The sequence below is a fragment of the Mesorhizobium sp. STM 4661 genome, assembly GCF_000359125.1.
In the GTDB taxonomy this organism is placed as follows: Bacteria; Pseudomonadota; Alphaproteobacteria; order Rhizobiales; family Rhizobiaceae; genus Mesorhizobium.
In genome coordinates this window covers 44,101-69,440 of record NZ_CAAF010000061.1, presented here as the reverse complement: position 1 = coordinate 69,440, position 25,340 = coordinate 44,101, and the positions used below count along the sequence as shown (strand labels likewise).

General features: G+C 61.8%; 32 protein-coding genes. 21 read left to right on the top strand and 11 right to left on the bottom strand.

Features of this window, described 5'->3' with window-relative positions; all coding sequences use genetic code 11:
* Positions 1–95: 95 nt before the first annotated feature.
* From MESS4_RS19805 to MESS4_RS19785, 5 genes are all read right to left on the bottom strand, one after another.
* The gene (locus MESS4_RS19805; protein WP_006334774.1) at positions 96–386 is read right to left on the bottom strand and encodes a hypothetical protein; all 291 of its coding nucleotides are present in this window, start codon (positions 384–386) and stop codon (positions 96–98) included.
* A 77-nt stretch (positions 387–463) separates the two neighbouring features.
* A complete protein-coding gene (locus MESS4_RS19800) occupies positions 464–1,069 on the bottom strand; it encodes an ATP-dependent Clp protease proteolytic subunit (protein WP_006334773.1) in 606 nt (201 codons plus the stop codon).
* A 23-nt stretch (positions 1,070–1,092) separates the two neighbouring features.
* On the bottom strand, positions 1,093–1,620 hold the full coding sequence (locus tag MESS4_RS19795; RefSeq protein ID WP_006334771.1) for an SRPBCC domain-containing protein: 528 nt from the start codon (positions 1,618–1,620) through the stop codon (positions 1,093–1,095).
* Complete coding sequence (locus MESS4_RS19790) at positions 1,617–1,931, bottom strand: metalloregulator ArsR/SmtB family transcription factor (protein WP_006334769.1); 315 nt, start codon at positions 1,929–1,931, stop codon at positions 1,617–1,619. Before MESS4_RS19790 ends, MESS4_RS19795 begins: the two co-directional genes overlap by 4 nt.
* A 44-nt stretch (positions 1,932–1,975) precedes the next feature.
* Positions 1,976–2,365 carry a cupin domain-containing protein gene (locus tag MESS4_RS19785; RefSeq protein WP_006334768.1) on the bottom strand — a complete coding sequence of 130 codons (390 nt, stop codon included), beginning with the start codon at positions 2,363–2,365 and terminating at the stop codon, positions 1,976–1,978.
* Positions 2,366–2,584: 219 nt separating this feature from the next.
* On the opposite strand from MESS4_RS19785, the gene ssb reads away from it, so the two are divergent.
* From ssb to MESS4_RS19770, 3 genes are read left to right on the top strand one after another with little or no spacing between them, the layout of a single operon-like run.
* Complete coding sequence (ssb, locus tag MESS4_RS19780; protein WP_006334767.1) at positions 2,585–3,112, top strand: single-stranded DNA-binding protein; 528 nt, start codon at positions 2,585–2,587, stop codon at positions 3,110–3,112.
* Positions 3,113–3,145: 33 nt separating this feature from the next.
* Positions 3,146–3,544: a DUF2306 domain-containing protein gene (locus MESS4_RS19775; protein ID WP_006334766.1), complete on the top strand. Its 399-nt coding sequence runs from the start codon at positions 3,146–3,148 to the stop codon at positions 3,542–3,544.
* 24 nt (positions 3,545–3,568) lie between these two features.
* On the top strand, positions 3,569–3,991 hold the full coding sequence (locus tag MESS4_RS19770) for an OsmC family protein (protein WP_006334765.1): 423 nt from the start codon (positions 3,569–3,571) through the stop codon (positions 3,989–3,991).
* A gap of 26 nt (positions 3,992–4,017) precedes the next feature.
* Here the strand turns inward: MESS4_RS19770 and MESS4_RS19765 are convergent, their stop codons facing one another.
* The 4 genes from MESS4_RS19765 to MESS4_RS19750 all read right to left on the bottom strand — a co-directional run bounded on the left by MESS4_RS19765 (position 4,018) and on the right by MESS4_RS19750 (position 6,088).
* On the bottom strand, positions 4,018–4,410 hold the full coding sequence (locus tag MESS4_RS19765) for a DUF4440 domain-containing protein (protein WP_006334759.1): 393 nt from the start codon (positions 4,408–4,410) through the stop codon (positions 4,018–4,020).
* Positions 4,411–4,418: 8 nt separating this feature from the next.
* Positions 4,419–5,048 carry a MarC family protein gene (locus MESS4_RS19760; RefSeq protein WP_006334758.1) on the bottom strand — a complete coding sequence of 210 codons (630 nt, stop codon included), beginning with the start codon at positions 5,046–5,048 and terminating at the stop codon, positions 4,419–4,421.
* A gap of 93 nt (positions 5,049–5,141) precedes the next feature.
* Positions 5,142–5,519, bottom strand: coding sequence for a VOC family protein (locus MESS4_RS19755; RefSeq protein WP_006334757.1), 378 nt, complete (start codon positions 5,517–5,519; stop codon positions 5,142–5,144).
* Positions 5,520–5,551: 32 nt separating this feature from the next.
* Positions 5,552–6,088 carry a hypothetical protein gene (locus MESS4_RS19750; RefSeq protein WP_006334756.1) on the bottom strand — a complete coding sequence of 179 codons (537 nt, stop codon included), beginning with the start codon at positions 6,086–6,088 and terminating at the stop codon, positions 5,552–5,554.
* A gap of 88 nt (positions 6,089–6,176) precedes the next feature.
* On the opposite strand from MESS4_RS19750, the gene MESS4_RS19745 reads away from it, so the two are divergent.
* Both MESS4_RS19745 and gyrA read left to right on the top strand, forming a co-directional pair.
* Positions 6,177–7,004: an AraC family transcriptional regulator gene (locus MESS4_RS19745; RefSeq protein ID WP_006334755.1), complete on the top strand. Its 828-nt coding sequence runs from the start codon at positions 6,177–6,179 to the stop codon at positions 7,002–7,004.
* 214 nt (positions 7,005–7,218) lie between these two features.
* Positions 7,219–10,020, top strand: coding sequence for a DNA gyrase subunit A (gene gyrA / locus MESS4_RS19740; protein WP_006334754.1), 2,802 nt, complete (start codon positions 7,219–7,221; stop codon positions 10,018–10,020).
* A gap of 60 nt (positions 10,021–10,080) precedes the next feature.
* Here the strand turns inward: gyrA and MESS4_RS32465 are convergent, their stop codons facing one another.
* Positions 10,081–10,233, bottom strand: a complete 153-nt coding sequence (locus MESS4_RS32465; protein ID WP_006334746.1) for a hypothetical protein — start codon at positions 10,231–10,233, stop codon at positions 10,081–10,083.
* Between the two features lie 192 nt (positions 10,234–10,425).
* On the opposite strand from MESS4_RS32465, the gene coaD reads away from it, so the two are divergent.
* From coaD to tgt, 6 genes are all read left to right on the top strand, one after another.
* A complete protein-coding gene (gene coaD, locus MESS4_RS19735; protein ID WP_006334745.1) occupies positions 10,426–10,926 on the top strand; it encodes a pantetheine-phosphate adenylyltransferase in 501 nt (166 codons plus the stop codon).
* Between the two features lie 109 nt (positions 10,927–11,035).
* A complete protein-coding gene (locus MESS4_RS19730; protein ID WP_244441173.1) occupies positions 11,036–11,530 on the top strand; it encodes a peptidylprolyl isomerase in 495 nt (164 codons plus the stop codon).
* 27 nt (positions 11,531–11,557) lie between these two features.
* Positions 11,558–12,070 carry a peptidylprolyl isomerase gene (locus tag MESS4_RS19725; RefSeq protein ID WP_006334743.1) on the top strand — a complete coding sequence of 171 codons (513 nt, stop codon included), beginning with the start codon at positions 11,558–11,560 and terminating at the stop codon, positions 12,068–12,070.
* Between the two features lie 158 nt (positions 12,071–12,228).
* Positions 12,229–13,314 carry a tRNA preQ1(34) S-adenosylmethionine ribosyltransferase-isomerase QueA gene (queA, locus tag MESS4_RS19720; RefSeq protein WP_006334742.1) on the top strand — a complete coding sequence of 362 codons (1,086 nt, stop codon included), beginning with the start codon at positions 12,229–12,231 and terminating at the stop codon, positions 13,312–13,314.
* Positions 13,304–13,573, top strand: coding sequence for a hypothetical protein (locus MESS4_RS19715; protein WP_006334741.1), 270 nt, complete (start codon positions 13,304–13,306; stop codon positions 13,571–13,573). Before queA ends, MESS4_RS19715 begins: the two co-directional genes overlap by 11 nt.
* 8 nt (positions 13,574–13,581) lie before the next feature.
* Complete coding sequence (gene tgt / locus MESS4_RS19710) at positions 13,582–14,712, top strand: tRNA guanosine(34) transglycosylase Tgt (RefSeq protein WP_006334740.1); 1,131 nt, start codon at positions 13,582–13,584, stop codon at positions 14,710–14,712.
* Positions 14,713–14,720: 8 nt separating this feature from the next.
* Here tgt and MESS4_RS19705 read toward each other — a convergent pair whose 3' ends face one another.
* Positions 14,721–15,140 (bottom strand): DUF4864 domain-containing protein, encoded by a 420-nt coding sequence (locus MESS4_RS19705; protein ID WP_006334739.1) that lies wholly within the window; start codon positions 15,138–15,140, stop codon positions 14,721–14,723.
* 211 nt (positions 15,141–15,351) lie between these two features.
* Here MESS4_RS19705 and MESS4_RS19700 point away from each other — a divergent pair, with 211 nt between their 5' ends.
* The 10 genes from MESS4_RS19700 to MESS4_RS19655 all read left to right on the top strand — a co-directional run bounded on the left by MESS4_RS19700 (position 15,352) and on the right by MESS4_RS19655 (position 25,338).
* A complete protein-coding gene (locus MESS4_RS19700) occupies positions 15,352–15,588 on the top strand; it encodes an Lrp/AsnC family transcriptional regulator (RefSeq protein WP_006334738.1) in 237 nt (78 codons plus the stop codon).
* Between the two features lie 147 nt (positions 15,589–15,735).
* Positions 15,736–17,148 (top strand): circularly permuted type 2 ATP-grasp protein, encoded by a 1,413-nt coding sequence (locus tag MESS4_RS19695; protein WP_006334737.1) that lies wholly within the window; start codon positions 15,736–15,738, stop codon positions 17,146–17,148.
* 65 nt (positions 17,149–17,213) lie between these two features.
* Positions 17,214–17,573: a four helix bundle protein gene (locus tag MESS4_RS19690; RefSeq protein ID WP_081609798.1), complete on the top strand. Its 360-nt coding sequence runs from the start codon at positions 17,214–17,216 to the stop codon at positions 17,571–17,573.
* Between the two features lie 63 nt (positions 17,574–17,636).
* Positions 17,637–18,578 (top strand): alpha-E domain-containing protein, encoded by a 942-nt coding sequence (locus MESS4_RS19685; RefSeq protein WP_006334735.1) that lies wholly within the window; start codon positions 17,637–17,639, stop codon positions 18,576–18,578.
* Positions 18,579–18,644: 66 nt separating this feature from the next.
* Positions 18,645–19,439 (top strand): transglutaminase family protein, encoded by a 795-nt coding sequence (locus MESS4_RS19680; RefSeq protein ID WP_006334730.1) that lies wholly within the window; start codon positions 18,645–18,647, stop codon positions 19,437–19,439.
* A gap of 31 nt (positions 19,440–19,470) precedes the next feature.
* Positions 19,471–20,202, top strand: coding sequence for a 20S proteasome A and B subunits (locus tag MESS4_RS19675; RefSeq protein ID WP_006334727.1), 732 nt, complete (start codon positions 19,471–19,473; stop codon positions 20,200–20,202).
* Between the two features lie 54 nt (positions 20,203–20,256).
* A complete protein-coding gene (locus MESS4_RS19670) occupies positions 20,257–21,669 on the top strand; it encodes a pyridoxal-dependent decarboxylase (RefSeq protein ID WP_006334725.1) in 1,413 nt (470 codons plus the stop codon).
* Positions 21,670–21,795: 126 nt separating this feature from the next.
* Entirely contained in the window at positions 21,796–22,563 is a 768-nt protein-coding gene (locus MESS4_RS19665) for a DeoR/GlpR family DNA-binding transcription regulator (RefSeq protein WP_006334721.1), read from the top strand.
* Positions 22,564–22,690: 127 nt separating this feature from the next.
* The gene (glpD, locus tag MESS4_RS19660) at positions 22,691–24,217 is read left to right on the top strand and encodes a glycerol-3-phosphate dehydrogenase (protein WP_006334719.1); all 1,527 of its coding nucleotides are present in this window, start codon (positions 22,691–22,693) and stop codon (positions 24,215–24,217) included.
* Positions 24,218–24,255: 38 nt separating this feature from the next.
* Complete coding sequence (locus MESS4_RS19655) at positions 24,256–25,338, top strand: ABC transporter ATP-binding protein (RefSeq protein ID WP_006334718.1); 1,083 nt, start codon at positions 24,256–24,258, stop codon at positions 25,336–25,338.
* Positions 25,339–25,340: the final 2 nt, after the last annotated feature.

Genomic DNA, 25,340 nt, shown 5'->3' with positions numbered 1-25,340 from the left:
CTCACGAGAAGAATGATCAGCAAGAGCGAGGTAACGAAGGGAAGGGGGATACCGGGCATCATTTGCCGCGGTGACGGTTTGGCGTGCTCACCGGTCTAACGATTGGGCGGCTTGATCGCGCCGGCGCCGACATCGATGGTTATGCTGCCGGAAATCCTGACATCGGTATTGCCGATCTTGAACTGGCCATTGCCACCGGCCGGCAACGCGTCGTCGGGTTCTGGCTGTGGGGCCGGCCTGGCGATGCGATAGTCGCTGGTCACGCCGGGCAGGGCGCCCTTTTGCGGCGAACTCTCATCGGCAAAGGCATTGCCTGCCAGCAGGCAGGCACCGGCAAAGGTAGCGGCGGCACGGCGCAATGGTCTGGATGAACGGCTGTCGGTCATTTCGCGGACTATAGTGTCACGCCGCGTGCGAGGCCAGACCGGCTGCAGTCAAATTGCCGCGTGTCAGCCGGCTTGCTTCACGCCGCCTTCTTGCGGGTGCCGAAAACATGGTCGACGAGGCCCCATGCCTTGGCTTCCTCGGTGGTCATGAAAAAATCGCGGTCGAGCGTGCGTTCGACCTCCTCATAGGTGCGGCCGCAATGATGCGCATAAAGCTCGGTCATGCGGCGCTTGGTGCGCAGAATACCCTCGGCGTGGCGCTGGATGTCGGAAGCCTGGCCCTGGAAGCCGCCGAGCGGCTGATGCAGCACGATGCTGGTGTTGGGCAGCGCGATGCGCCGCCCCGGCGTGCCCGCCATCAGCAGGAAAGAGGCCATCGAGGCGGCAAAGCCCATGCAGACCGTCGACACCGGGCAACTGATATATTGCATCGTATCGTAGATGGCGAAGCCGCTGGTCACCACGCCGCCCGGCGAGTTGATGTAGAGCGAGATCTCCTTGTCGGGATTGTCCGATTCCAGCGACAAAAGCTGGGCGCAGACCAGCGCCGACATGCCATCGTCGATCTGGCCGTTGATGAAAACGATGCGCTCGCGCAGCAGCCGCGAAAAAATGTCGAAAGCGCGTTCGCCGCGGCTCGATTGCTCGATCACCATCGGCACCAGATTGGCAAGCCCGCTCATCTTTTCTCTCCGTTGGTTGTCGTTCAGGCCGCGCGCAACAACAGGCGTGGTGCGTTTGCGGCGAGAGGCAGATTGGGTGTGGGGTTGTGTGCGCCCAGCGAAAGGCGGCAGCCGCTCGCCGCCATTGTGACCGAAGGGAGGGCTATGGCGGGCGCCGCGGCATGCGCGAAACCACTATGGACGATGCGCAGATGCGTGCCGCCGGAAACCGTGCGGTCGAGCGTGAACGTGACGATGCTGTCCATTGGGCTGTCCAACGGGCTGTCGAGTGGCTCCGGCCGGGCTGCATCCCGGGTCTTTAACTGCTCGCGCCAGGAATAGCGCAGCAGCCGTCCGGGTTCGGCCTCGAGGATTTCGCAGTCGATCCGCGCATCAGGCCCGGCAAAGGCAAAGCGGCTGCCGATTTCCGGCTCGATGTCGTTGGGCATCAGCCAGGCCGCGAGCAGCTTCGGCTCGGTCAGCGCTCGCCAGACTTTCTCTGGCGGATCCGGAAGCTCGCATTGGAATTCGAGCGAGTCAGCAGCACTTTTCGCATGTTCTTCTCGTGTCATTGATCCATGTCCTTCAAAACCGTCTTCAGCCTCTCAATGCGCTCCGGCCAGAACGCACGGTAGCGTTCGATCCAGCCGAGCAGCGGCTCAAGCCCTTGCGGATCGGCGCGGTAATAGGCGTTGCGGCCGGTCCGCCGCTCGGTGACCAGGCCTGCGCCGCGCAGCACCGCGAGATGCTGGGAGACGGCCGGCTGCGACACCGTCATGCCGCCGCGCAATTCCGACACCGTCATCTCGCCGGCGGCGAGGCGCTCGTAGACGGCGCGGCGTGTCGGGTCGGCCAGGGCGCGAAAAATCTCTGCTTCGATCATGGCGAAAGCATAAGTCGATACTTATTGGTTTGGCAAGTGCCGTTTTACGAAGCCGCTGGAAGCCAGCGCTTCACCGGCTCAGCCGATCCTTCAAAGGTGGCCTCGAAGATCGAGGATGCGAGCACGGCATAGACGTGAAGCGTATCGGAGCCGACATTTCGGAAACCGTGTTTCCTGAAGGCGGGAACAACGAGTGACTGTCCAGCCGTCAGGCCGCTATATTCTTCGTCGATCCACATCTCGGCATTGCCGGTGATGACGGTAAGCACCTCCTCGACCGGGTGCCAATGCGTAGGGGCACCCGCCGCGGGCTCCACCCTTTGCTCGAACAGGCAAAGCTGAGCTGCGCCATTGCGGGCCGAAATAAGCATCCGGGTTTGTACTCCCGCGCGCCATTCTTCCCATGGCTGGTCCTCATGCGCGAGCGTCTTCATTGCTTGCCCCTTTTGGCTCCTGCTCCAGATGTCGTGGAAATTTCCAGACCCGGATACTACTTGTTGCTGACAACTATTGACAGCGCAGGCCCTTCAACATAGAACGAAAAGAGAACAAAAACCTTGTGGGAAAAGGCAGCCACAGCAGGCGGGGATTGTCCGCAGCCTGTAAGGTGCGTGCGACAGAAATTTGGTTTCGGATGAGCGCGGAGAAATGTGATGGCGGGTAGCGTCAACAAGGTCATTCTGGTCGGCAATCTCGGGGCGGACCCTGAAATCCGCCGCCTGAATTCCGGTGATCCGGTCGTCAACATCCGCATCGCCACGTCGGAAAGCTGGCGCGACAAGACTTCCGGCGAGCGCAAGGAAAAGACCGAGTGGCACAATGTCGTGATCTTCAACGACCAGCTCGCCAAGGTGGCGGAGCAGTATCTGAAGAAGGGCATGAAGGTCTATGTCGAGGGCCAGCTGCAGACGCGCAAATGGCAGGACCAGACCGGCAATGACCGCTATACGACCGAGGTCGTGCTGCAGAAGTTCCGCGGCGAGCTGCAGATGCTCGACGCGCGTGGCGAGGGTGGCGGTCAGGTCGGCAACTATGCCGGCGGCGGCAACAGCCGCGGCTCCGATTTTGGACAGTCAAGCCCGAGCGAGAGCGTCAACCGCGGTGGTGGCGGCAGCGGTGGTGGATCAAAGGGCGGCGGCGGTGGTTCGTCACGCGAATTGGACGACGAAATCCCGTTCTGAGTGAATACCCGGGGCATTTGAGAAGAGGGCGAGATGTCTCTCGAACCGCTGCTGTCCGCGCGCCCTCCCATCCCGTGGCATGCGTTTGCGGCCTTTGCCGCACTGGCGATAGGCGGGGCGCAACTGGCCTTGCCGAAAGGCACACTGCGCCACCGTGCCTTGGGCTATGTCTGGGCGGCGCTGATGCTGGTCATCGCCATCAGCAGTTTCTGGATACAGGAGATACGCCTGATCGGTCCTTTCAGCCCGATCCATCTGCTGTCGATCCTGGTGCTGGTCACCGTCCCGCTGGCGGTCTGGCATGCGCACGGCCATCAGGTCGCAAGGCATCGCGGCGCCATGATCAAGCTCTATTTTTTCGCGCTGGTCGGCGCCGGCGTCTTCACGCTGCTGCCCGGCCGGATCATGCATGCGGTCGCGTTCGGTCAGTAAGGTGGTCTCGCAAGGAAGAATGCAGTGAAAGCACGCGTCAAATGGGTCGAGGAACGCACCTTTGTCGGCGAGTCCGGCAGCGGCCACAAACTGGTGCTGGGAACCGCTTTCGGCCCGGAAGGCAAGACGCCGGGGCCGAGCCCGATGGAACTGGTGCTGATCGGCACTGGCGGCTGCTCGGCCTATGACGTGGTTCATATCCTCGAAAAGGGGCGTGAGGCGATCGAGGACTGTGTGGTCGAACTCGACTGCGACCGGGCGGAAACCGAGCCCCGAGTGTTCACCCGCATCCACATGCGTTTCATCGTCAAGGGCCGGGCGCTGTCGCGCGACAAGGTGAAACGGGCGATCAACCTGTCGATCGAAAAATACTGCTCGGCCTCGGCAATGCTGGCCAAGACGGCGACCATCACTCACGATTTTGAAGTCGTCGACACGGCGAAGTAGGACCGGGCAACGGGTCGTCGCCCTGGCTAGCTGCGGTCTTCAGAGGCCCCTTCGGGGGTGGCCCGAGTCCCCTGATGGAACACCAATCGCCAATGCCCGTCGATGCGCTTCCACACGGAGCTGCGCAGTGATGCAATTGCGGTTTCTTTCCTTGGTTTTAGCCGATAAATCAGAAGCACCACTTCGGGCGCCAATTCGACTGTTCTGATGTCGGTCATTTCCAGCTGATCGTCCGGGGCAGGTTCCTCCTTCGATGCGACAAGCGCCTCCAGGACCGACCGTTTGTTGTATTCGCTGCCGGATTTTCCGAATTCGATCATGCTGTCGTCGAGCACGGCTTCGAGAAAATCCGGATCATGGCGGGTTGGCGCCCTCAACAACGCGAGCTCCAGTTCCACAACCTTGGGATCAACAGCCATTCTTGACGTCAGCCCGCCATCAGCGCCTTGATGCCGTCGGCGACGAACTGCACGGCAAGTGCCGCCAGGATGACGCCGAGCAGCCGGGTCAGGATCGAACGGCCGGTCTGGCCGAGGATGCGGTCGATACGCTCGGCCAATACGAACACCAGATATGTGATCGCAAGGCAGATCGCTATGATGCCGACAAGGGCTGCCTGCGCGGCAAAGCCCTGGAACGAGCCGGACAGCAGGACAGTCGCGGAAATGGCGCCCGGACCGGCAATCAGCGGGATCGCCAGCGGAAAGGCGGCGATGTTGTGGATCATGTCCTTGGTAATGGCGACGTCGCCGATCTTTTCCTTGCGGTCCTGCCGCCGCTCGAACACCATTTCGAAAGCGATGAAGAACAGAAGAAATCCGCCGGCGACGCGAAACGCCGGCAGGGTGATGCCGAACACCGACAGGATCGACGCGCCGGCGACCGCAAACAGCGCCATCACCAGAAAGCCGATGATCGAGGCGCGGACGGAGACCTGCTGACGTTCCTCGCGGTTCATGCCGCGTGTCACGGCAAGGAAGAGCGGCGCCAACCCGGGCGGGTCGATGGTCACCAAAATGGTGACGAAGGCGTTGAACAGGCTGTCGAAGCTCGGCATCTCTGGCCCCTCCCGCCGGGCGATGCCCGAACCCTACAATTGGTAGAGCAAAGCAGGGGCGCTGGAAACAGCGGGCGAGGGGATTTGAGCCGGCTAGCTGGCGGCGCTGCAATAGGCTTCGATGCGGTATCCATCCGGATCGATGACGAAGGCGGCGTAGTAGTTTTCGCCATAAGACGCTCGCAGGCCGGGCGGGCCATTGTCGCTACCGCCTTCGCGGAGCGCCGCCACGTGGAACGCATCGACGCTGGCGCGCGTCGGCGCGACGAAGCAGAAGTGCAGGCCGGACTCCGCATCCGCCTTCACCGGCCGCGGCGCCTCGTTCACCCAGAGCGCCACCGTTTCCCCGCCATAACCGAGCGAGCCGGGTGACTGGCTGAGGCATGTGTAGCCGAGCGGCTTCAGCGCGGCATCGTAGAAGCGTTTCGCGGCGTCGGTGTCGCGGACCCCGATCGAGACATGGTCAAGCATATTTTTCTCCATATTTTCAATGTTCTGGTTGATCAGGCTGGAGTCGGGCGGCGCGCCAGGAACTCGACTTCGAGGCGCCAGTCCGCGCTGCCGTCATGCGAACACTCGCCCAGCCAGCGGAACGAGTTCTCAGTGATCCGGAAAAAGCTCCAGCGCACGGAGCAGCCGCGGGCGTCTACACCTTGCTGGACGATCGTGTCGCCTTCGGCGCGGCCAAGCTGGCGGCTAAAATACTGGTTGCGCGGGTCGCTCCAGAAAATGTGCCATGCGTCGAGGCCAGGATCGTAGACGCGCAATGTCGTGCCGTGGAACGTCCACGTGCCGAGGGAAACCTGTGCGCCAGTGTTCCGCGCGGGCAGAATCCATACATCCTGGATTGCCCTGCCTTCCAGAACCCAGCCGAAATGCACTTCGCCGCGCCCGGTCAGAACCGCGCCGTCTTCGAGATGGCGCGTGGCATCGAATGTCCAGGCGCCGACGAAGCGGCCGTAAAGGTCCAGCCTTTCGGCCAGGCCGGGGTTGGGTCCGTCATTGTGCAGGGCTTCGGTAAAGGAGGACGGATCTGTCATGGTTGCTGCCTTCGTGCTGTCAGGAGACTGCAAGTGATAGGCCCCGGGCAGGGTTCCGCGCTTGGGAAAAATTGCTATCTTTTGGACCATGGCAACGAGCGAACAGAACCTTGCATCGGGGCAGGGTTGGCAGGTGTGCGACGTGGTGTGCACGGCTGGCGCCGGCGACAGCCCGTTCGAGGAAGAGCACCGGACTTTCTGTATCGCCGCGGTGACCAGCGGCACCTTCCGCTACCGCACGCGGCAGGGCATGGCGATGCTGGCGCCGGGCGCTATCCTGCTCGGCAATCCCGGCGCCTGCTATGAATGCGGCCACGAGCATGGAGCCGGCGACCGCAGCCTCTCGTTTCATTTTGCCCCGGCCTACATGGAAGGCATCGTCTCTGAGGTGCCTGGCGCGAGGCGACTGGGCTTTGCGGCGCCTCGCCTGCCGCCCTTGCCGGTGCTGGCGCCGCTGCTGGCGGAAGCGGAGGCCGCGCGCGAGACGGCCGACAGCGATGCGTTCGAGGAACTTGGCCTGCGCATCGCCGGCGCGGTGGTCGCCGCCGCCTCGGGTTCCACACAGGCCTGCAGGGCGCCGAGCCGCCGCGACCAGAAGCGGGTGGCTGAAGCAGTGAGGCTGATCGAACTGGACGCCGATCGGCCACTTTCGCTCGCCGAGCTTGCCGACGGGACGGCGACCAGCCCCTATCATTTCCTGCGGACGTTCCGGCAAGTGGCGGGCATGACGCCTTACCAGTTTCTGCTGAAAACGCGGCTGCACAGGGCGGCGATGCGGCTGCGCATGTCGAACGATGCGATTTCGGCGATCGCCTTCGAGGCGGGTTTCAACGATCTGTCGACCTTCAACCGCCGTTTCCGGCGGGTTATGGGCGAGGCACCCGGCACCTATCGTGCTCGTGGATCGTCAGCTTAGCATCCGCAGCTACTTTCTACGGCGGGCGCGCGGGATGCCATGCGGGCTTTGCTTCGGTCGCCTTGAAAGGCACATCGGCCATATCGTCGCAATCAGCGGTATCCTTTTGAAATCACCACAAAAATGGACACTGGAAAAGTCTTGCGGACATTGGAGTTCCGGTCCTGCTTCCTATATAAGCAGCAAGTGATTCCTGACTGGATTGTGACCTGTTTTGACTGACCAGAAGACACCGCGCGGCAGCGACGGCGGCCCAACCGGCATCGAGCCGATATCCATCATCGAGGAGATGCAGCGCTCCTATCTCGATTACGCCATGAGCGTGATCGTCAGCCGTGCGCTGCCCGACGTGCGCGACGGCCTGAAGCCGGTGCATCGCCGCATTCTCTATGCGGCGCATGAGAGCGGCTACCACTGGAACCGCAAATATGTGAAGTCGGCCCGCCCGGTCGCCGACGTGATGGGTAAATACCATCCGCATGGCGACGCCTCGATCTATGACGCCTTGGTGCGCATGGCGCAGGACTGGTCGCTGCGCGTGCCGCTGATCGACGGGCAGGGCAATTTCGGCTCGATCGACGGCGATCCGCCGGCGGCGATGCGCTACACCGAGTCGCGGCTGACCAAGGTCGCGCATGAACTGCTGGAGGACATCGACAAGGAAACCGTCGATTTCCAGGACACATATGACGCCTCCGACACCGAGCCGAAGGTGCTGCCGGCTCGCTTCCCCAACCTTCTGGTCAACGGTTCCGGCGGCATTGCCGTCGGCATGGCCACCAACATTCCGCCGCATAATCTCGCCGAAGTCTGCAATGGCGCCATCGCCATCATCGACAATCCGGCGATCGATCTGCCGGCGCTGATGGAAATCATCCCGGGACCGGACTTCCCGACCGGCGGCATCGTGCTTGGTCGTTCCGGCATCTACAGCGCCTATTCGACCGGCCGCGGCTCCATCGTCATGCGCGGCCGCGTCAATGTCGAGCAGCGCGGCAACGACCGTGAATCGATCGTCATCACCGAGGTTCCCTACCAGGTGAACAAGGCCTCGATGATCGAAAAAATGGCCGAACTGGTGCGCGACAAGCGCATCGAAGGCATTTCCGACATTCGCGACGAGAGCGACCGCCAGGGTTACCGCGTCGTCATCGAATTGAAGCGCGACGCGGTCGCCGACGTCATCCTCAACCAGCTCTATCGCTTCACGCCGCTGCAGACCTCCTTCGGCGCCAATATGGTGGCGCTCAACGGCGGCAAGCCGGAAGTGCTGACGCTGATCGATATGCTGAAGGCGTTTGTCTCCTTCCGCGAGGAGGTGATCAGCCGGCGCACTAAATTCCTGCTGCGCAAGGCGCGCGACCGCGCCCATGTGCTGGTCGGTTTGGCAATCGCCGTCGCCAATATCGACGAGGTGATCAAGCTCATCCGCACCGCGCCGGACCCGCAGACGGCGCGCGAACAGTTGATGGAACGGCGCTGGCCCTCGGGAGACGTCGAATCGCTGATCCTCCTGATCGACGATCCGCGCCACCGTATCAACGAGGACGGCACCTACAATCTGTCGGACGAACAAGCCCGCGCCATCCTCGAATTGCGCCTGCAGCGCCTGACCGCGCTCGGCCGCGACGAGATCGCCGATGAGTTGAATACGATCGGCGTCGAAATTGTTGATTATCTTGACATTTTGTCGTCCCGCGCCCGTATCCAGCAGATCGTCAAGGACGAGCTCATCGCCGTGCGCGACGAGTTCGGCACGCCGCGCCGCACCGAGCTCACCGACGGTGGGGCGGACATGGAAGACGAGGACCTGATCCAGCGCGAGGACATGGTCGTGACCGTCAGCCATTCCGGCTACATCAAGCGCGTGCCGCTGTCGCTCTACCGGGCGCAGCGCCGCGGCGGCAAGGGCCGCTCCGGCATGTCGACCAAGGAAGAGGATTTCGTCACCCGGCTGTTCGTCGCCAATACGCACACGCCGGTGCTGTTCTTCTCCTCGCGCGGTATCGTCTACAAGGAAAAGGTCTGGCGGCTGCCGATCGGCAACCCGCAGTCGCGCGGCAAGGCGCTGATCAACATGCTGCCGCTGGAGCAGGGCGAGCGCATCACCACGATCATGCCGCTGCCCGAGGACGAGACCAGCTGGGGCGAGCTCGATGTGATGTTTGCCACCACGCGCGGCACCGTGCGCCGCAACAAGCTGTCGGACTTCGTCCAGGTCAACCGCAACGGCAAGATCGCCATGAAGCTGGAAGAGGAAGGCGACGAGATCCTCGGCGTCGAGACTTGCACAGACAATGAAGACGTGCTTTTGACCGCAAGTTCCGGCCAATGCATCCGCTTTTCGGTCAGCGACGTGCGCGTGTTCCAGAGCCGCAATTCGGTCGGCGTGCGCGGCATTGCCATGGCCGATACCGACAGGGTGATCTCGATGGCGGTGATCGAGCATGTCGATGCGCCGCCGGCCGAGCGTGCCGCCTTTCTCAAGCGGGTGGTGGCCGAACGGCGGCTGGCCGCCGGCATCGCGGTCGGCGAGGAAGAAGACATCCAGCTCACCAATGAGGAGGTTGGCGAGGAGACGGAGCTTTCCGACGAGCGCTACGAATTCCTCAAGGCGCATGAACAATTCGTGCTGACGGTGACGGAATATGGCTACGGCAAGCGCTCGTCTTCCTATGATTTCCGCCTGACGGGACGTGGCGGCAAGGGCATCCGTGCCACCGACGTGTCGAAGACGGCCGAGATCGGCCGCCTGGTGGCGACCTTCCCGGTCGGCAATGACGATCAGATCATGCTGGTTTCGGATGGCGGCACCGTCATCCGCGTGCCGGTCCACGATATCCGTTTCGCCAGCCGCGCCACCAAGGGCGTGACCATCTTCAACACGGCCGAGGGCGAGAAGGTCGTGTCGGTGGAGCGGATTTCGGAACCGCAATCGGACGAGGAAGCTGAAGAGAACGTCGAAGCCGGGGCGGATACCGGTGTTGAAGACGCCGGTACGGACACCGCCGAATAGGCCTTGAAATGGCGACGCCGGCCCATGGGCCGGCGCGAATGCAATCTATGGGTTCGTGACTTAGAAGTGTCGGTAGGGCTTGCGCACACCAAAGCTTTCGAAACGCTTGGTGTTGGCCTTGGCGCGAACGCGGTCCGCCTCCTGATGTAGCCCAAATACGGTGGCGATCAGCATGGCGACGGTCATTGCGGTGGCTAGCATGTAGATCAGCATGTGCGTGTTCTCCTGCGCCTAACAACGGTTAAATGGGAATTTGGTTTCATCTTGTGAAGCTGCAACCTAGTGAACGCTGCGTGAAGCGTTCGTGATCAACGCATTCATCTGTCGTTCATGTCCGCGAAAAGGTTCACGTACGTTGCATCAATCGGATTTGCCTTCCGCCCGTGTGCCCGCTAGAAGCCTGCCATGACCGAACGCATCGCCCTTTATGCCGGCTCTTTCGATCCGCTCACCAACGGCCATCTCGACGTGCTCAAAGCGTCGCTCGCCGTGGCCGACACAATCTATGCGGCGATCGGCATCCATCCCGGCAAGAAGCCGCTGTTTTCCTTCGAGGAACGGGTGAAGCTGATCGAGACTGTTGCGAAAGCGGAGTTCGGCCGCGATGGTGCCCGCATCAAGGTCGTCGCCTTCGACGGGCTGGTCATCGACGCGGCCAGGAAGCACGGCGCCTCGATCATGATCCGCGGCCTGCGCGACGGCACCGACCTCGATTACGAAATGCAGATGGCCGGCATGAACGAAACCATGGCGCCGGACTTGCTGACGGTTTTTCTGCCAGCCAGCCCCTCGGTGCGAACCATTACCACCACACTTGTGCGCCAGATTGCCTCGATGGGAGGTGACACCCGCCCCTTCGTGCCGGCGGCCGTGGCCGGCGCGCTCACCACCAAATTCACAAAATAAGATTCCGGAGATAGATATGCAGCTGAAAAAGCTCGCCTCGTTCCTTGTCGTGCTCGCCGGTCTTGTGACCGCCTCCGTTTCGGCCTTCGCCGCCGATCCGGAAAACACCATGATCATCACGCTGAAGGACGGCGACGTGACCATCGCGTTGAGGCCGGATCTCGCGCCCAAGCATGTGGCGCAGATCAAGAAACTGGTGCGCCAGGGGGCCTACGACAATGTCGCCTTCCACCGCGTCATCGGCGGGTTCATGGCTCAAACCGGCGACGTCAAGTTCGGCAACATGAAGAGCGGCTTCAACGCCGACGCCGTCGGCACTGGTGGGTCCGATCTTCCCGACCTGCCGGCGGAATTCTCCAAGACCGAGCACTATGAGCGCGGCGTGGTCGGCATGGCCCGTTCGCAGGACCCGAATTCCGCGAATTCGCAGTTCTTCATCATGTTCGCGCCGGCGCCGCCGCTCGATGGCCAGTACACCATCGTCGGCAATGTCGTCAGCGGCATGGAACTGGTGGATAACATCAAGAAGGGCGACGAAGCGCAGAACGGCACGGTCACCGATCCCGACCGCATGATCAAGGTGCGCATCGCCGCCGACAAATAAATCTGTTTTCTCAAAAGGATATCTGACATGGCCGAGATCAAGGACCGCGAGAACGCGCTCATCATGGAAACGACCAAGGGCAAGGTCGTCATCGAACTTTTGCCCGACCTGGCGCCCGGCCATGTCGGCCGCATCAAGGAACTGGCGCGCGAAGGCGCCTATGACGGCGTCGTGTTCCATCGCGTCATCGACGGTTTCATGGCGCAGACCGGCGACGTGAAATTCGGCAATTCCAGCAAGCCCTCCTTTGCTCCGTCCCGCGCCGGCATGGGTGGCTCGGAAAAACCCGACCTGAAGGCCGAGTTCTCCAACGCCAGTCACGGCCGCGGCACTTGCTCGATGGCGCGTTCGCAGAACCCGAACTCGGCCAACTCGCAGTTCTTCATCTGCTTCGACGATGCCGCCTTCCTCAACCGCCAATACACGGTCTGGGGCCAGGTCATCGAAGGCATGGACAATGTCGACAAGATCAAGCGCGGCGAGCCGGTGCAGGATCCCGACAAGATCGTGTCGCTGAAGGTCGCTGCCGACGTGAAGTGACCAGCCCTAAAGCGCGTCGCGCTTGAACGGATTCATGCGACGCGCTTTAGGTTCTTGTTTTTATGCATGTCGTTACCGCAAAACCGCTGCGCACTTTTGCGCGACATGCATTCGGCGCGGCATTTCGATAGTATTTGTCGCGACGGCCGGGGGCCGGAATGAAGGTCGCTCTGTTCGATTTCGAATTGCCGGAGGAGCGCATCGCGCTTCGCCCGGCCGAACCGCGCGACAGCGCCAGGATGCTGGTGGTCAGGCCGGGCGAGAGGCTTGAGGACCGGACCGTGCGCGAGCTGCCGTCCTTGCTGAAGCGCGGCGATGTGCTGGTCTTCAACGACACCAAGGTCATTCCCGCGCAACTGAAAGGCATCAGGCGGCGCGGCGAAGCGGCGGCGCAAGTGGAAGCGACGCTGCATATGCGGATGGCACCGGACCGCTGGCTGGCTTTCATGCGGCCGGGCAAGCGCATCGCCGCCGGCGACCGCATCCATTTCGGCCATGACGGCAATTCCTGCTTTCTCGGCCAGCTCGACGCCACGGTGATCGAGAGAGGCGAAGGCGGCGAGGTGCTGCTCGGCTTCGACCTCTCCGGGCCGTTTCTCGACGAGGCGCTGCATGCTGTCGGCCACATCCCGCTGCCGCCCTATATCGCCTCGAAGCGCGACGACGACGAGCGCGACCGCAGCGACTACCAGACAATTTATGCCAGGGAGGAGGGGGCGGTCGCCGCTCCGACGGCCGGCCTGCATTTCACGCCGGAGCTGTTTGCCGCGCTCGAAGCGAAAGGCATCGAGCGCCGCTTCGTCACCTTGCATGTCGGCGCCGGCACCTTCCTGCCGGTGAAAGCCGACGACACCGCCGACCACAAGATGCATGCCGAGACCGGTTCGGTCAGCCCGGAAACCGCCGAGGCGCTGAACGCGGCGAAGGCGCGGGGCGGGCGCATTGTCGCCGTCGGCACGACCTCGCTGCGCTTGCTGGAGAGCGCGGCGAGCCCCGACGGCATGCTGGCTGCGTGGTCTGGTCCGACCGACATCTTCATCACGCCTGGCTACCGTTTCAAGACCGCCGACATGCTGATGACCAATTTCCATCTGCCGCGTTCGACGCTGTTCATGCTGGTTTCGGCCTTCTCGGGGCTCGAGACGATGCGCGGGGCCTATGCGCATGCCGTCGAGACCCTTTACAGGTTCTATTCCTATGGAGACGCAAGTCTTCTGTTCAGGGAGGAGAACGATGGACGATGATCTGGAAAGCTTCGACCGCGACGCCTTGATTGCCGAGGTCAGGAAATTGCGCGCCGGCATTCGCCAGCACCGCGACGCGACCGGCCATGATCTGTGCTGGCATCACCCCGACCTCTGGTCGCTGTTGCCGGAAAGGACCGAGCCGGCAATCGCCGTGCCACCCTGGCCGAAATTCATGCGCGGCTGCATCCGCTACCGGCAGTCGCTCGACAGGCAGGCCGCGGGTGCGCCGGTATTCGACAAGGAGTTCAATGACTAGGGAATTCAATGAGTAAGGCATTCACCTTCAAGATGCTGGCGACCGACGGCAGGGCGCGGCGCGGCGCCATCACCATGCCGCGCGGCGAGATCCGCACGCCGGCCTTCATGCCGGTCGGCACCGGCGGCACGGTGAAGGCGATGTATATGGAGCAGGTGCGCGGTGTCGGCGCCGACATCATCCTTGGCAACACCTATCACCTGATGCTGCGGCCCGGCGCCGAGCGCGTGGCGCGGCTCGGCGGCCTGCATGAGTTCGCCCGCTGGCCGCATCCGATCCTCACCGACAGCGGCGGCTTCCAGGTGATGTCGCTATCGAAGCTGAGGAAACTCACGGAAAAGGGCGTCACCTTCCGCTCGCATATCGATGGCGCCGCCTATGAGATGTCGCCCGAACGATCGATCGAGATCCAGGGGCTACTCGATTCCGACATCCAGATGCAGCTCGACGAATGTACGGCACTACCGGCTGAGGAGAAGGAAATCGAGCGCGCCATGGAACTGTCGCTGCGCTGGGCCGAGCGCTGCAAGACGGCGTTTGGCGACCAGCCGGGAAAGGCGATGTTCGGCATCGTCCAGGGCGGCGACGTGCCGGACTTGCGGCTGCGCTCGGCGCAGGCGCTGAGGGCGATGGATTTGAAAGGTTATGCGGTCGGCGGGCTGGCCGTCGGCGAGCCGCAGGCGGTGATGCTCGACATGCTCGACATCACCTGTCTTGAACTGCCGGCGGACAGGCCGCGCTATCTGATGGGCGTCGGCACGCCGGACGATATATTGAAATCGGTGGCGCGCGGCATCGACATGTTCGACTGCGTGATGCCGACGCGCGCCGGTCGCCACGGCCTCGCCTACACGCGGCGCGGCAAGGTCAATCTGCGTAACGCCCGCCATGCCGACGATCCGCGCCCGCTGGACGAGGAGAGCGACTGCCCGGCGGCGCGGGATTATTCGCGCGCCTATCTGCACCATCTGGTGCGCTCGCAAGAGGCGCTCGGGGCGATGCTTCTGACCTGGAACAATCTTTCCTACTATCAAAAGCTGATGCAGGACATTCGCGCCGCGATCGAGGCTGGCGCGTTCGAGACGCGCGCGGCGGAAATTTCCGAGGGCTGGGCGAGGGGCGATATTCCGGCGATGTGACCGAGCGCTCAGGTGCTCAGCGCGTTGGATGCGCGCAGGCTGCAGCCGGTTATCTGGAAGGTCCCGTCAGGCTGCTGTTCGAGCGTATAGACCGCTTCGTAGTCCTTGCCGTCCGGTCCGACGATCAGCACCTGCTGGATAATCGATGTCGGGCTCATCTCCTGCACCTTGCCGAAGGAATAGGTCCGCGGCTTGCGTACCGGCGCATAGCCATTGGCCACCATGTTCATGAAGGTGTCGACGGTCGGAAAAATGCGTTTCACATTCGGCGCGGCGAAGCTGTAGGCGGCGGCGCCATCATCGGCCATGAAGGCCTTCAATTGCCCGTCGATGGTTGCCTGGCCTGCCTTGATTTCCGCATCGCCGGCCAAGGTCGGGGACGCCAGGATGAGTGGAACGATTGCGAATGCGAAAACCGCGCGGCGCATGGCCTGTCTCCGTTATCCCCGAGGAGCCGTCCGAAGAGGCTCAGCATACCATACGCTCGACGGTGCTTCATGGTTTCAGCGACGGCAAACATTCAGCGTCGCACATGCGGAACTCAGGCGAGGGCGGCCTTAGCGCGCCCTCATGCTTGAAAGCCGGGCGGCAGTCTGCCACAAGGGCCGCTTATACGTGGAAGCTTGAGCAGGATCGGCAATGAAGGCATTTTTCGTGCAGATAAAGTGCGATCTGGGCAAAGCCTATGAGGTTGCCTCCGCGCTGGCCGATGCCGAGATCGCTTCCGAAATCTACTCGACCGCCGGCAACTACGATCTGCTCGCCAAATTCTATGTCGACGACGAGGAGGACATTGGCCACTTCGTCAACGAGAAGGTGCAGATTCTTCCCGGCATCAAGGACACGTTTACGGTCGTCACCTTCCGCGCCTTCTAACGAGGCAAACCCTGATTACGGCCATATTGTTGCTGCCCTAATTTTAGGCAGCGGTGACATACTGATCGCTGACACCCTCCAAATCACCGATTGCGCTTGATTTTCTCCGGCGACGCCAGTGAAATGGTGTCACAGGGGAGTATGCGATTGGCAGCGTTCGACGAAATGCTTCCGGAAGTTTCCGGATTGAGAAAACCATATTCGGCTTACGACCGCTGGCTGAAGGAGCAGGATCCGGCCAGGCTTACCGAGAAGATGCAGGACGCCGAACGCGTCTTTCGCAAGACCGGCATCACCTTCGCCGTCTATGGCGAGCAGGATGCGTCCGAACGCCTTATCCCCTTCGATATCGTTCCGCGCATCATTTCGGGCAATGAATGGCGGCGGCTGACGCAAGGCATCGAGCAGCGCGTCCAGGCGTTGAACGCCTTCCTCGACGACATCTATCATCGCCAGGAGATCTTGCGCGCGGGCCGCGTTCCCAAGGAGCTGATCGCCAGGAACGAGGCGTTCCTGCCCGAGATGATCGGGGTCAGGCCGCCGGCCGGCGTCTACACCCATATCATCGGTGTCGACATCGTGCGCATCAGCGAGAACGAGTTCTATGTGCTGGAGGACAATGCGCGCACGCCGTCGGGCGTCTCCTACATGCTGGAGAACCGCGAGACGATGATGCAGCTCTTTCCCGAGCTGTTCCAGCAGATCAAGGTGCGGCCTGTCGAAAACTACCCGCAGCTGCTGCGCCAGTCGCTGGCGGCGGTGCGGCCGCAAAGCACGAAGGGCACGCCGACCATCGCCGTGCTGACGCCGGGCAGCTTCAACTCGGCCTATTTCGAGCACGCCTTCCTGGCCGACCAGATGGGCGTGCAATTGGTCGAGGGACAGGATCTGCGGGTCGTCGACGGCCATGTCGCGATGCGCACCACCGAAGGCTACAAGCAGATCGACGTGCTCTACCGGCGGGTGGATGACTCCTTCCTCGATCCTCTGACCTTCCGGCCGGACTCCGCCCTTGGCGTGCCTGGAATCATGGATGTCTACCGCGCGGGCAACATCACCATCGCCAATGCGCCGGGGACCGGCATCGCCGACGACAAGGCGATCTACTCCTATATGCCCGAGATCGTCGAATTCTACACCGGCCGCAAGGCGATCCTCGGCAACATCCCGACTTGGCGCTGCTCGGAACCGGACAGCCTGAAATATGTGCTCGAGCACATCGACGAACTTGTCATCAAGGAAGTGCATGGTTCAGGCGGCTACGGGATGTTGGTCGGGCCGGCGGCGACCAAGAAGGAATGCCAAGATTTTTCCAAGAAACTCCAGGCAAAGCCGTCGAACTATATCGCCCAGCCGACGCTGGCGCTGTCGACTTGTCCGATCCTGACCGAGAAGGGATTGTCGCCGCGCCATGTCGATCTCAGACCCTATGTGCTGGTTTCCGACCGCATCCAGATCGTGCCCGGCGGGCTGACGCGCGTGGCGCTCAAGGAAGGCTCGCTGGTGGTCAATTCCTCGCAGGGAGGCGGGACGAAGGATACTTGGGTGTTGGATGATTAGAGAGGGAAGTAGCGAGTAGGGAATAGCGAGTAGCGAATAGGGGAAAAAGGGGGTGTACGACGGCAATCAATTCTTACAGGGACCTGATTGTTTGGAAGGCAGCCATCGAATTGGCGGTAGATTGCTATTCCGCGACGACAGCGTTCCCAAGCAAAGAAGCATACGGAATGACCTCTCAGATAAGGCGCTCGGCGGCGTCAATCGCAGCAAACATCGCGGAGGGTCACGGACGAGAAAATACGGGAGCCTTCATTCAGTTTCTGCGCATTGCGCAAGGTTCTCTCAAAGAATTGGAAACGCACCTGATCTTGTCCGGAAGAGTGGGCTTGATGGTTGAGAAAGAGGTGGGTTGCTTGCTTGGCCAAACCGAGGAGATAGGGAAAATGTTGCGTTCGATGATCAGGAGCTTGCAACAAAAGTCATGAAGTCCTTTTTCCCCTATTCGCTATTCGCTATTCGCTACTCGCTCGACATCGAGGCAAGCTGACATGCTTCTCGGCCGCACCGCCAACGGGCTCTACTGGATGAACCGCTACATCGAGCGGGCGGAAAACATGGCTCGGCTGGTCGATGCCGGGTTGCGGATGGCGCTGACCCGGACCCAGAACGCCTCGGAGGAGTGGAATTCGGTGCTGCTCAGCGCCGGTTCGGACGCTGTCTTCACGCAGAAATACTCCGACTATACCGCGGCCAACGTCGCCGACTTCCTGTTGCGCGACACGTCGAACCCGTCGAGCACGATGTCGTCGATCGAGACGGCCCGCAGCAATGCCCGCATGGTGCGCACCGCATTGACGCGCGAGACCTGGGAAAGCATCAACGAAGCCTGGATGGCGCTGAAGCGGATGCTGGCCAGGCCGATAGACGAACGCGACCTGCCCAGCGTCCTCGACGCGATCAAGCGCGAGACGGCACTGATCCGCGGCTCGTTCTACGGCACCATGCTGCGCAACGAGATCTTCGATTTCTCGCAGCTCGGCACCTATGTCGAGCGCGCCGACAACACGGCACGCATTCTGGACGTGAAGTACTATGTGCTGTTGCCGTCGATCTCGTGGGTTGGTTCCACGCTCGACAACTACCAGTGGGAATCGATCCTGCGTTCGGTGTCGGCGCACCGCTCCTATCGCTGGGTCTACGAAGCCGACTATAAACCGACCAACATCGCCGATTATCTGATCCTCAATGTCCGCATGCCGCGCTCGCTGACCTTCTGCTACCGCTTCCTGACAGAGCATCTGAAATTCCTGGGCGACGACTATGGCGAGCGCCATGCCTGCCATGCGACGGCCGGCAAGACCCAGGCCATGCTGACGGCAGGCTCGATCAAGGACATATTCGACGCCGGCCTGCATGAATTCCTGGCCAGTTTCATTCGCGACAATACCAGGCTCGGCGACGAGATCGCGCAGGATTACAAGTTCTATTGAGCATGATCCCGCAAAGTGGAAACCGGTTTGCGGACAAGATCATGCTCACAAACGGAAAATGAAGCCATGCGGCTGAAGATCACCCACCGGACTGAATACCGCTACGATGCGCCGGTTCAGTATCTGTTGCAGCGGCTGCGGCTGCTTCCGGCCAGCGGATCCACACAGACTGTCTTGTCCTGGGCCCTGCGGATCGAAGGCGCGCGCGAGGAAGTGCGCTTCACCGACCATTTCGGTAATGACACGCGCTTGTTGAGCGTCGAAGGCGAGCGCGATTTCATCACAGTCGAGGCATCAGGCGAGGTGGTAACGCGCGACACCGCGGGCGTCTCCGGGCCGCATCAGGGTTTTGCGCCGCTCTGGCTGTTCGGCCATGAGACGCCGTTGACGACGATCGGGAGCGGCATTCGCGAACTCGCCGCATCGGTTGGCGAGGGCACCGACATCGAAAGGCTCCACCGGCTGATGGCGGCGATCAGCGAGCGCGTCGCCTATACGCCGGGCACGACCAACGCAGCGACGCCGGCCGAGGAGGCGCTGGCGCTCAAGACCGGCGTCTGCCAGGACCATAGCCACATCTTTGCCGCCGCCGCGCGCGCCATGGGGTTCCCGGCCCGCTATGTCAGCGGCTATCTGATGCTGGATGTGGCGGTCGAGCAGGCGGCAAGCCACGCCTGGGCCGAGGCGCATGTTTCCGGGCTCGGCTGGGTTGCCTTCGATGCAGCCAACGGTATTTCTCCCGACGAACGCTATGTAAAGGTGGCGACCGGCCGCGATTATCGCGACGCCACGCCGGTGTCGGGAATTCGACTGGGACAGGCGGAAGAACAGCTTGCGGTCACCGTCACGGTGGAGCAGTAATCCTCGGCAAGATTGCTGCCAAAGAGATTCGATGACCTATTGCGTCGGCTTGAAGATCGATCGCGGGCTCGTGTTCATGTCGGACACGCGCACCAATGCCGGCATGGATTCGATCTCGACCTTCCGCAAGATGCATGTCTGGGAGGAGCCGGGCGAGCGCGTCATCGTGCTGATGTCGGCCGGCAATCTGGCGACGACGCAGGCCGTCGTCAGCCTGCTCGACGAACGCACCAAGGCAATTGCCGATCGCCACGCGACGCTGCTGGAAACGCCCTCCATGTACCAGACGGTGCGGATGGTCGGCGACACCGTCAAGGAAGTCATCGCCAGTTCGTCGCCGGCTGGCGAAAAGGCGGATTCCTATTTCAACGCCTCCTTCATCCTCGGCGGCCAGATCAGGGGCAGCGAGCCGCGGCTGTTCATGATCTATCCGGAAGGCAATTTCATCGAGTCGACCGACGACACGCCGTTCTTCCAGATCGGCGAGACCAAATACGGCAAGCCGATCATCATCCGCGCCTATGAGAGGACGATGAGTTTCGCCGAAACGGTGAAACTGTTGTTGGTATCATTCGACTCGACACTGAAATCGAACCTGTCGGTCGGCCTGCCGCTCGACCTGCTGTTCTACGAAAAGGACGCCTTCAAGATCAGCCTGAAGAAGCGGATAGCCCAGGACGATCAATATTACCGCACGATCTCGGACGGCTGGTCGAGCGCGCTGAAAGCTGCTTTTGCGAGCCTGCCCGATTTTTCCGAATGAAAGTCGCCTATTCGTGATCTTTGATCCGTTCGACGAGGCGCAGCGGAGAGGGAAATGAAAGGCAATGAATTTCGCGAGTGGTCGCTGTACGCGGCTGAATGGGGTGCCGACTACCGCGATACGTTGCGAGAAAGGCCGGTGCGGCCGCTCGTCGAGCCGGGCGAGATTTTCAAAAGCATCAATGCCTCGCCACCGGAAGATGGTGAGACGATGCAGGCAATCTTCGCCGATTTCGAGCAAAAGATCCTGCCGGGCATGACACACTGGCAGCATCCGCGCTTCTTTGCCTATTTTCCGGCCAATGCCGCACCCGCTTCGGTGGTGGCTGAATATCTGGTCTCGGCGATGGCGGCGCAATGCATGCTCTGGCAGACCTCACCGGCGGCGACCGAACTCGAGACGCGGGTCGTCGACTGGATGCGGCAGGCGCTTGGCCTGCCGGAGGGGTTTTCCGGCGTCATGCAGGATTCGGCGTCGTCTGCGACGCTTGCCGCCGTGCTGACCATGCGCGAGCGTGCACTCGACTGGCAGGGCAACAAGAAAGGCCTGCAAGGCCAGCCGATATTGCGTGTCTATTCCTCCGACCAGGTCCATACCTCGATCGACCGAGCGATCTGGGTGTCGGGTATCGGCGAGGAGAACCTCGTGCGCATTCCGGTTGCCGGCCGCTTTCGCGCCATGGATGTCGCCGCCCTTGAAGCAGCGATCGTTGCCGACCGGGAGGCGGGCATGCTGCCGGCCGGCATCATTGCCAGCGTCGGCGGCACCAGCACCGGTGGTACGGATGATGTCGCCGGCGTTGCCGCGGTGGCCAAGCGTCATGGACTCTATCTGCATGTCGATGCGGCCTGGGCCGGATCGGCGATGATCTGCCCCGAGTTTCGCCATTTCTGGGCCGGCGCCGAGCAGGCGGATTCCATCGTCTTCAACCCGCACAAATGGCTGGGCGCGCAGTTCGACTGTTCGATGCAGTTCATCCGCCAGCCGGACGACCTCGTTCGCACGCTGGCGATCAAGCCCGAGTTCCTGAAAACGCATGGTCGTGACGGCATCATCAATTATTCCGAATGGTCGGTACCGCTTGGCAGGCGCTTTCGCGCGCTGAAACTGTGGTTCCTGCTGCGGGCCCATGGGCTGGAAAATCTGCGGACCATGATCCGCAACCATGTCGCCTGGAGTGAACGTCTCGCCGCGCGGCTGGCCGGAGAGCCGGATTTCGAGATCGTCACCGAACCGATGCTGTCGCTGTTTTCGTTCCGGCACGTGGCGGACGAAGGCGGAGATGCGGACGACCACAATCTTCGCCTGGTCAACGCGATCAACGACGATGGCCGCATCTACCTGACGCAGACGCGCGTGGATGGGCATGTCGCGATCCGTTTTCAGGTCGGCCAGTTCGAGACGACGGCGGCGGACATCGACACTGCTTTCGAGACCATCACGGAAATCGCCCGCTGCCTGGCTTGAATCGACCTCGGAAAGGTTGCGCCGGGGTTTGCCTTCGCAATCATGTGGTTTTCATTGGCCGGGCTGTGCCTTTTCATCACTTTCGTTTTGAGCTATGGACAAGAAAAACGAAAGGGAGGCTTCCCGATGTATCTGTCGCCACGGCACGCCGAAATCATCCAGATGGCCAAGGACCATGGCCGTGTTCTGGTCGATGATCTGGCAACGCATTTCAACGTGACGCCGCAGACCATCCGCAAGGATCTCAACGATCTGTGCGACCAGAGGCTGCTTTCGCGCATCCATGGCGGGGCGCTGTTTCCGTCCGGAATCGAGAACATGGAATATGAGGCGCGGCGCAAGATCGCCGCCGATGAGAAGGAAGCTATCGGACTTGCGGCGGCGAGGCTGATCCCTGACAACGCCTCGCTGTTCATCAACATCGGCACCACGACAGAGTCGGTCAGCAAGGCGCTTCTCGATCATACAGGCTTGATGGTCATCACTAATAATATTAATGTTGCCAACAGGATGCGCATATATCCTTCGATCGAGGTGGTGATCGCAGGCGGCGTCGTGCGCGGGTCCGACGGCGGCGTGGTCGGCGAGGCGGCGGTCGATTTCATCCGGCAGTTCAAGGTCGACTATGCGGTGATCGGTGCCTCGGCGATCGATCATGACGGAGCGCTGCTCGATTTCGACTTTCGCGAGGTGAAGGTGGCGCAAGCGATCATCGCCAATGCGAGGCATGTCATCCTGGTGTCCGACCAGACCAAGTTCGAGCGCACGGCGCCGGTTCGCATCGGTCATCTGTCGCAGGTCAACACCTTCATCACCGACCGCTGCGACATTCCGTCGGTGCGCAAGATCTGCCAGGAGGCAGAGGTTCAACTGATCGAAACGTCGCTTTCCTAGTGGGTTTGGCTAAGGCAATTGCCGCCGTTTTATATTTCGTTTGACATTCGTTCTCATTTCGAAATAATCCCGCCACGGTTTCGCAAAAGATCAAAAATGCTGCAATGCGAAATCGTTGGAGGACTTTGTGGAAGCATCCCCGATCCATGACATCTTCGTCATCGGTGGCGGCATCAATGGCTGCGGCATTGCCCGTGACGCTGTTGGGCGCGGCTTTTCGGTCTTCCTTGCCGAGATGAACGATCTGGCGAGCGGAACCTCCTCCGGCTCGACCAAACTGATCCATGGCGGTTTGCGCTATCTCGAATTCTACGAGTTCCGTCTCGTGCGCGAAGCGCTGATGGAACGCGAGGTCCTGTGGAGGAACGCGCCGCACATCATCTGGCCGATGCGTTTCGTGCTGCCTTACGCCAAGGGCCTGCGTCCGGCCTGGTTGATCAGGCTCGGTCTTTTTCTTTACGACCACATTGGCGGGCGCAAATTGCTGCCGGCGACGAGAACGCTGGACATGGCGAAGGATCCGGCCGGCAAGCCATTGAAGCCGCTGTTTCGAAAGGCCTTCGAATATTCCGACGGCTGGGTCAACGATGCGCGGCTGGTGGCATTGAACGCTCGCGACGCCGCCGACCGGGGTGCTACGATCCGAACCCGCACCAAGGTCGTCGCCGCACGCCGCGACGGCGATCTCTGGACGGTCAGGCTGGAAGATGTCCGGACCGGCGAACATGAGGAGGTCAAGGCGCGGCTTCTGGTCAACGCGGCCGGTCCGTGGGTCGACCACGTGCTGTCCGGCACGGTCGGCTTGAACGACGTGCACAACGTCCGCCTGGTGAAGGGCAGTCACATCGTCGTCGGCAAGAAGTTCGACGACCCGCGTGCCTATTTCTTCCAGAACAAGGATGGGCGGATCATCTTCGCCATTCCCTATGAGGAAGAATTCACCCTGATCGGCACCACGGACCAGGATTATTCCGGCGATCCTCACGACGCGAAGATCAGCGATACCGAGATCGACTATCTCTGTGCCGCGGCAACCGAATATTTCGCGCAAGCCGTCAAGCGCTCCGACATCGTCTGGACCTACTCAGCCGTGCGTCCACTCTATGATGACGGCGCTTCGAGGGCGCAGGAAGCGACCCGCGACTATGTGCTGAAGGCGGATGGCGGCGAGGGTGTCGCGCCGATTGTGAACGCCTTCGGCGGCAAGATCACCACCTATCGCCGGCTAGCGGAATCGATGCTCGACAGGATCGAGGATTTTCTCGGCAAACGCGGCAAGCCGTGGACGGCGAACGCGCCGCTGCCGGGCGGCGATTTCCCGGCCACGGGCTTCGATGCCGAAGTGGCGAAACTGAAAGCGGCCTATCCGTTCCTTGACGCGCGCCTGGCCCGCCGGCTGACCCGGCTCTACGGCACCCGCGCGCGCATGCTGCTGGGGCTGGCCAGATCGAATGCCGATCTTGGCCGTCACTTCGGCGCGGATCTGTACGAGGCCGAGGCGCGCTATCTCGCCCAACACGAATGGGCTGTCACCGCCGACGACGTCTTGTGGCGCAGGACCAAGCGTGGCCTGCATCTCAGCCGCGAACAGGCGGCGGCGCTGGAGGAGTTCATGCGCGGAATAAGCCGGCGTCATGCGGCGGCGGCCGAGTAGGATGGCCAAGTGATGCGGAAAGCCCGGGAGGAGGCATCATGCTGGAATTGAGAAACGTGACGAAGACGGTCGGCGCGGCGGAGCATATACGCGACGTGTCGCTGACGCTTCAGCACGGCTCGCTCAACGTTCTGCTCGGGCCGACGCTTTCCGGCAAGACCAGCCTGATGCGGCTGATGGCCGGCCTCGACGTGCCGGCCTCCGGCTCGGTCTGGTTCGATGGCAAGGACGTCACCGGCATGCCGGTGCAGAAGCGCAACGTCGCCATGGTCTACCAGCAATTCATCAACTATCCGGCGATGACTGTCTACGAGAACATTGCCTCGCCGCTGAGGGTCGCCGGCGCCGAACAGGCAAAGATCGACAGGGAAGTGCGCGATACCGCCGCGCTTCTGAAGTTGACGCCCTATCTCGACCGCACGCCGCTCAACCTGTCGGGTGGCCAACAACAGCGCACCGCGCTGGCGCGCGCCATCGTCAAGAACGCCGGCCTTGTCCTGCTTGACGAGCCGCTCGCCAATCTCGACTACAAGCTGCGCGAGGAATTGCGCGCGGAATTGCCGAGGATATTCGCGGCGGCCGGCACCATCTTCGTCTATGCCACGACCGAACCGCATGAGGCATTGCTGCTCGGCGGCAATACGGCGACGCTCTCCGAAGGCCGCATCACCCAGTTCGGGCCGACGATCGACGTCTTCCGCAAGCCGAATGACCTCGTCACGGCCAAGACTTTTGCCGATCCTCCGCTCAACACGATCGTGCTGAAGAAGAGCGGTTCGAGCTTCCTTCTCGATGGTGGGGTGAACCTCCCGGTGCCGGCTGACCTCGCTGGTATTGCCGATACGAGTTATACGATCGGCTTCCAGCCCCACCATCTCTCCCTTGCCCGGCCGAGCCCCTCGGCGGTGTCGGTGAAAGCCAAGGTCTCGGTCACCGAGATCACCGGTTCGGAGAGCTTTGTGCATCTCGACTTCGCCGATGTGCGCTGGGTTATGCTGGAGCACGGCATCCTGGTGTTCGAACCGGACCAGGTCATCGAGGTGTTCATCGACCCGCGGCATATCATGGTCTTCGACGCGAGCGGCCGATCGGCTACGCCGCCACAAATGCTGGCGGCTTGAGG

What these genes read in the sequence shown, in the direction of transcription:
- MESS4_RS19755 (WP_006334757.1), bottom strand. Translation starts at nt 5,519, where the DNA reads ATGCTTGACCATGTCTCGATCGGGGTCCGCGACACCGACGCCGCGAAA.
- MESS4_RS19775 (WP_006334766.1), top strand. Translation starts at nt 3,146, where the DNA reads ATGTCTCTCGAACCGCTGCTGTCCGCGCGCCCTCCCATCCCGTGGCAT.
- MESS4_RS19715 (WP_006334741.1), top strand. Translation starts at nt 13,304, where the DNA reads ATGGACGATGATCTGGAAAGCTTCGACCGCGACGCCTTGATTGCCGAG.
- coaD (WP_006334745.1), top strand. Translation starts at nt 10,426, where the DNA reads ATGACCGAACGCATCGCCCTTTATGCCGGCTCTTTCGATCCGCTCACC.
- MESS4_RS19745 (WP_006334755.1), top strand. Translation starts at nt 6,177, where the DNA reads ATGGCAACGAGCGAACAGAACCTTGCATCGGGGCAGGGTTGGCAGGTG.
- queA (WP_006334742.1), top strand. Translation starts at nt 12,229, where the DNA reads ATGAAGGTCGCTCTGTTCGATTTCGAATTGCCGGAGGAGCGCATCGCG.
- MESS4_RS19685 (WP_006334735.1), top strand. Translation starts at nt 17,637, where the DNA reads ATGCTTCTCGGCCGCACCGCCAACGGGCTCTACTGGATGAACCGCTAC.
- MESS4_RS19750 (WP_006334756.1), bottom strand. Translation starts at nt 6,088, where the DNA reads ATGACAGATCCGTCCTCCTTTACCGAAGCCCTGCACAATGACGGACCC.
- MESS4_RS19760 (WP_006334758.1), bottom strand. Translation starts at nt 5,048, where the DNA reads ATGCCGAGCTTCGACAGCCTGTTCAACGCCTTCGTCACCATTTTGGTG.
- MESS4_RS19790 (WP_006334769.1), bottom strand. Translation starts at nt 1,931, where the DNA reads ATGATCGAAGCAGAGATTTTTCGCGCCCTGGCCGACCCGACACGCCGC.
- MESS4_RS19675 (WP_006334727.1), top strand. Translation starts at nt 19,471, where the DNA reads ATGACCTATTGCGTCGGCTTGAAGATCGATCGCGGGCTCGTGTTCATG.
- MESS4_RS32465 (WP_006334746.1), bottom strand. Translation starts at nt 10,233, where the DNA reads ATGCTGATCTACATGCTAGCCACCGCAATGACCGTCGCCATGCTGATC.
- MESS4_RS19665 (WP_006334721.1), top strand. Translation starts at nt 21,796, where the DNA reads ATGTATCTGTCGCCACGGCACGCCGAAATCATCCAGATGGCCAAGGAC.
- MESS4_RS19725 (WP_006334743.1), top strand. Translation starts at nt 11,558, where the DNA reads ATGGCCGAGATCAAGGACCGCGAGAACGCGCTCATCATGGAAACGACC.
- tgt (WP_006334740.1), top strand. Translation starts at nt 13,582, where the DNA reads ATGAGTAAGGCATTCACCTTCAAGATGCTGGCGACCGACGGCAGGGCG.
- MESS4_RS19800 (WP_006334773.1), bottom strand. Translation starts at nt 1,069, where the DNA reads ATGAGCGGGCTTGCCAATCTGGTGCCGATGGTGATCGAGCAATCGAGC.
- MESS4_RS19730 (WP_244441173.1), top strand. Translation starts at nt 11,036, where the DNA reads ATGATCATCACGCTGAAGGACGGCGACGTGACCATCGCGTTGAGGCCG.
- MESS4_RS19785 (WP_006334768.1), bottom strand. Translation starts at nt 2,365, where the DNA reads ATGAAGACGCTCGCGCATGAGGACCAGCCATGGGAAGAATGGCGCGCG.
- MESS4_RS19680 (WP_006334730.1), top strand. Translation starts at nt 18,645, where the DNA reads ATGCGGCTGAAGATCACCCACCGGACTGAATACCGCTACGATGCGCCG.
- MESS4_RS19805 (WP_006334774.1), bottom strand. Translation starts at nt 386, where the DNA reads ATGACCGACAGCCGTTCATCCAGACCATTGCGCCGTGCCGCCGCTACC.
- MESS4_RS19795 (WP_006334771.1), bottom strand. Translation starts at nt 1,620, where the DNA reads ATGACACGAGAAGAACATGCGAAAAGTGCTGCTGACTCGCTCGAATTC.
- MESS4_RS19765 (WP_006334759.1), bottom strand. Translation starts at nt 4,410, where the DNA reads ATGGCTGTTGATCCCAAGGTTGTGGAACTGGAGCTCGCGTTGTTGAGG.
- ssb (WP_006334767.1), top strand. Translation starts at nt 2,585, where the DNA reads ATGGCGGGTAGCGTCAACAAGGTCATTCTGGTCGGCAATCTCGGGGCG.
- MESS4_RS19705 (WP_006334739.1), bottom strand. Translation starts at nt 15,140, where the DNA reads ATGCGCCGCGCGGTTTTCGCATTCGCAATCGTTCCACTCATCCTGGCG.
- MESS4_RS19700 (WP_006334738.1), top strand. Translation starts at nt 15,352, where the DNA reads ATGAAGGCATTTTTCGTGCAGATAAAGTGCGATCTGGGCAAAGCCTAT.
- MESS4_RS19655 (WP_006334718.1), top strand. Translation starts at nt 24,256, where the DNA reads ATGCTGGAATTGAGAAACGTGACGAAGACGGTCGGCGCGGCGGAGCAT.
- MESS4_RS19670 (WP_006334725.1), top strand. Translation starts at nt 20,257, where the DNA reads ATGAAAGGCAATGAATTTCGCGAGTGGTCGCTGTACGCGGCTGAATGG.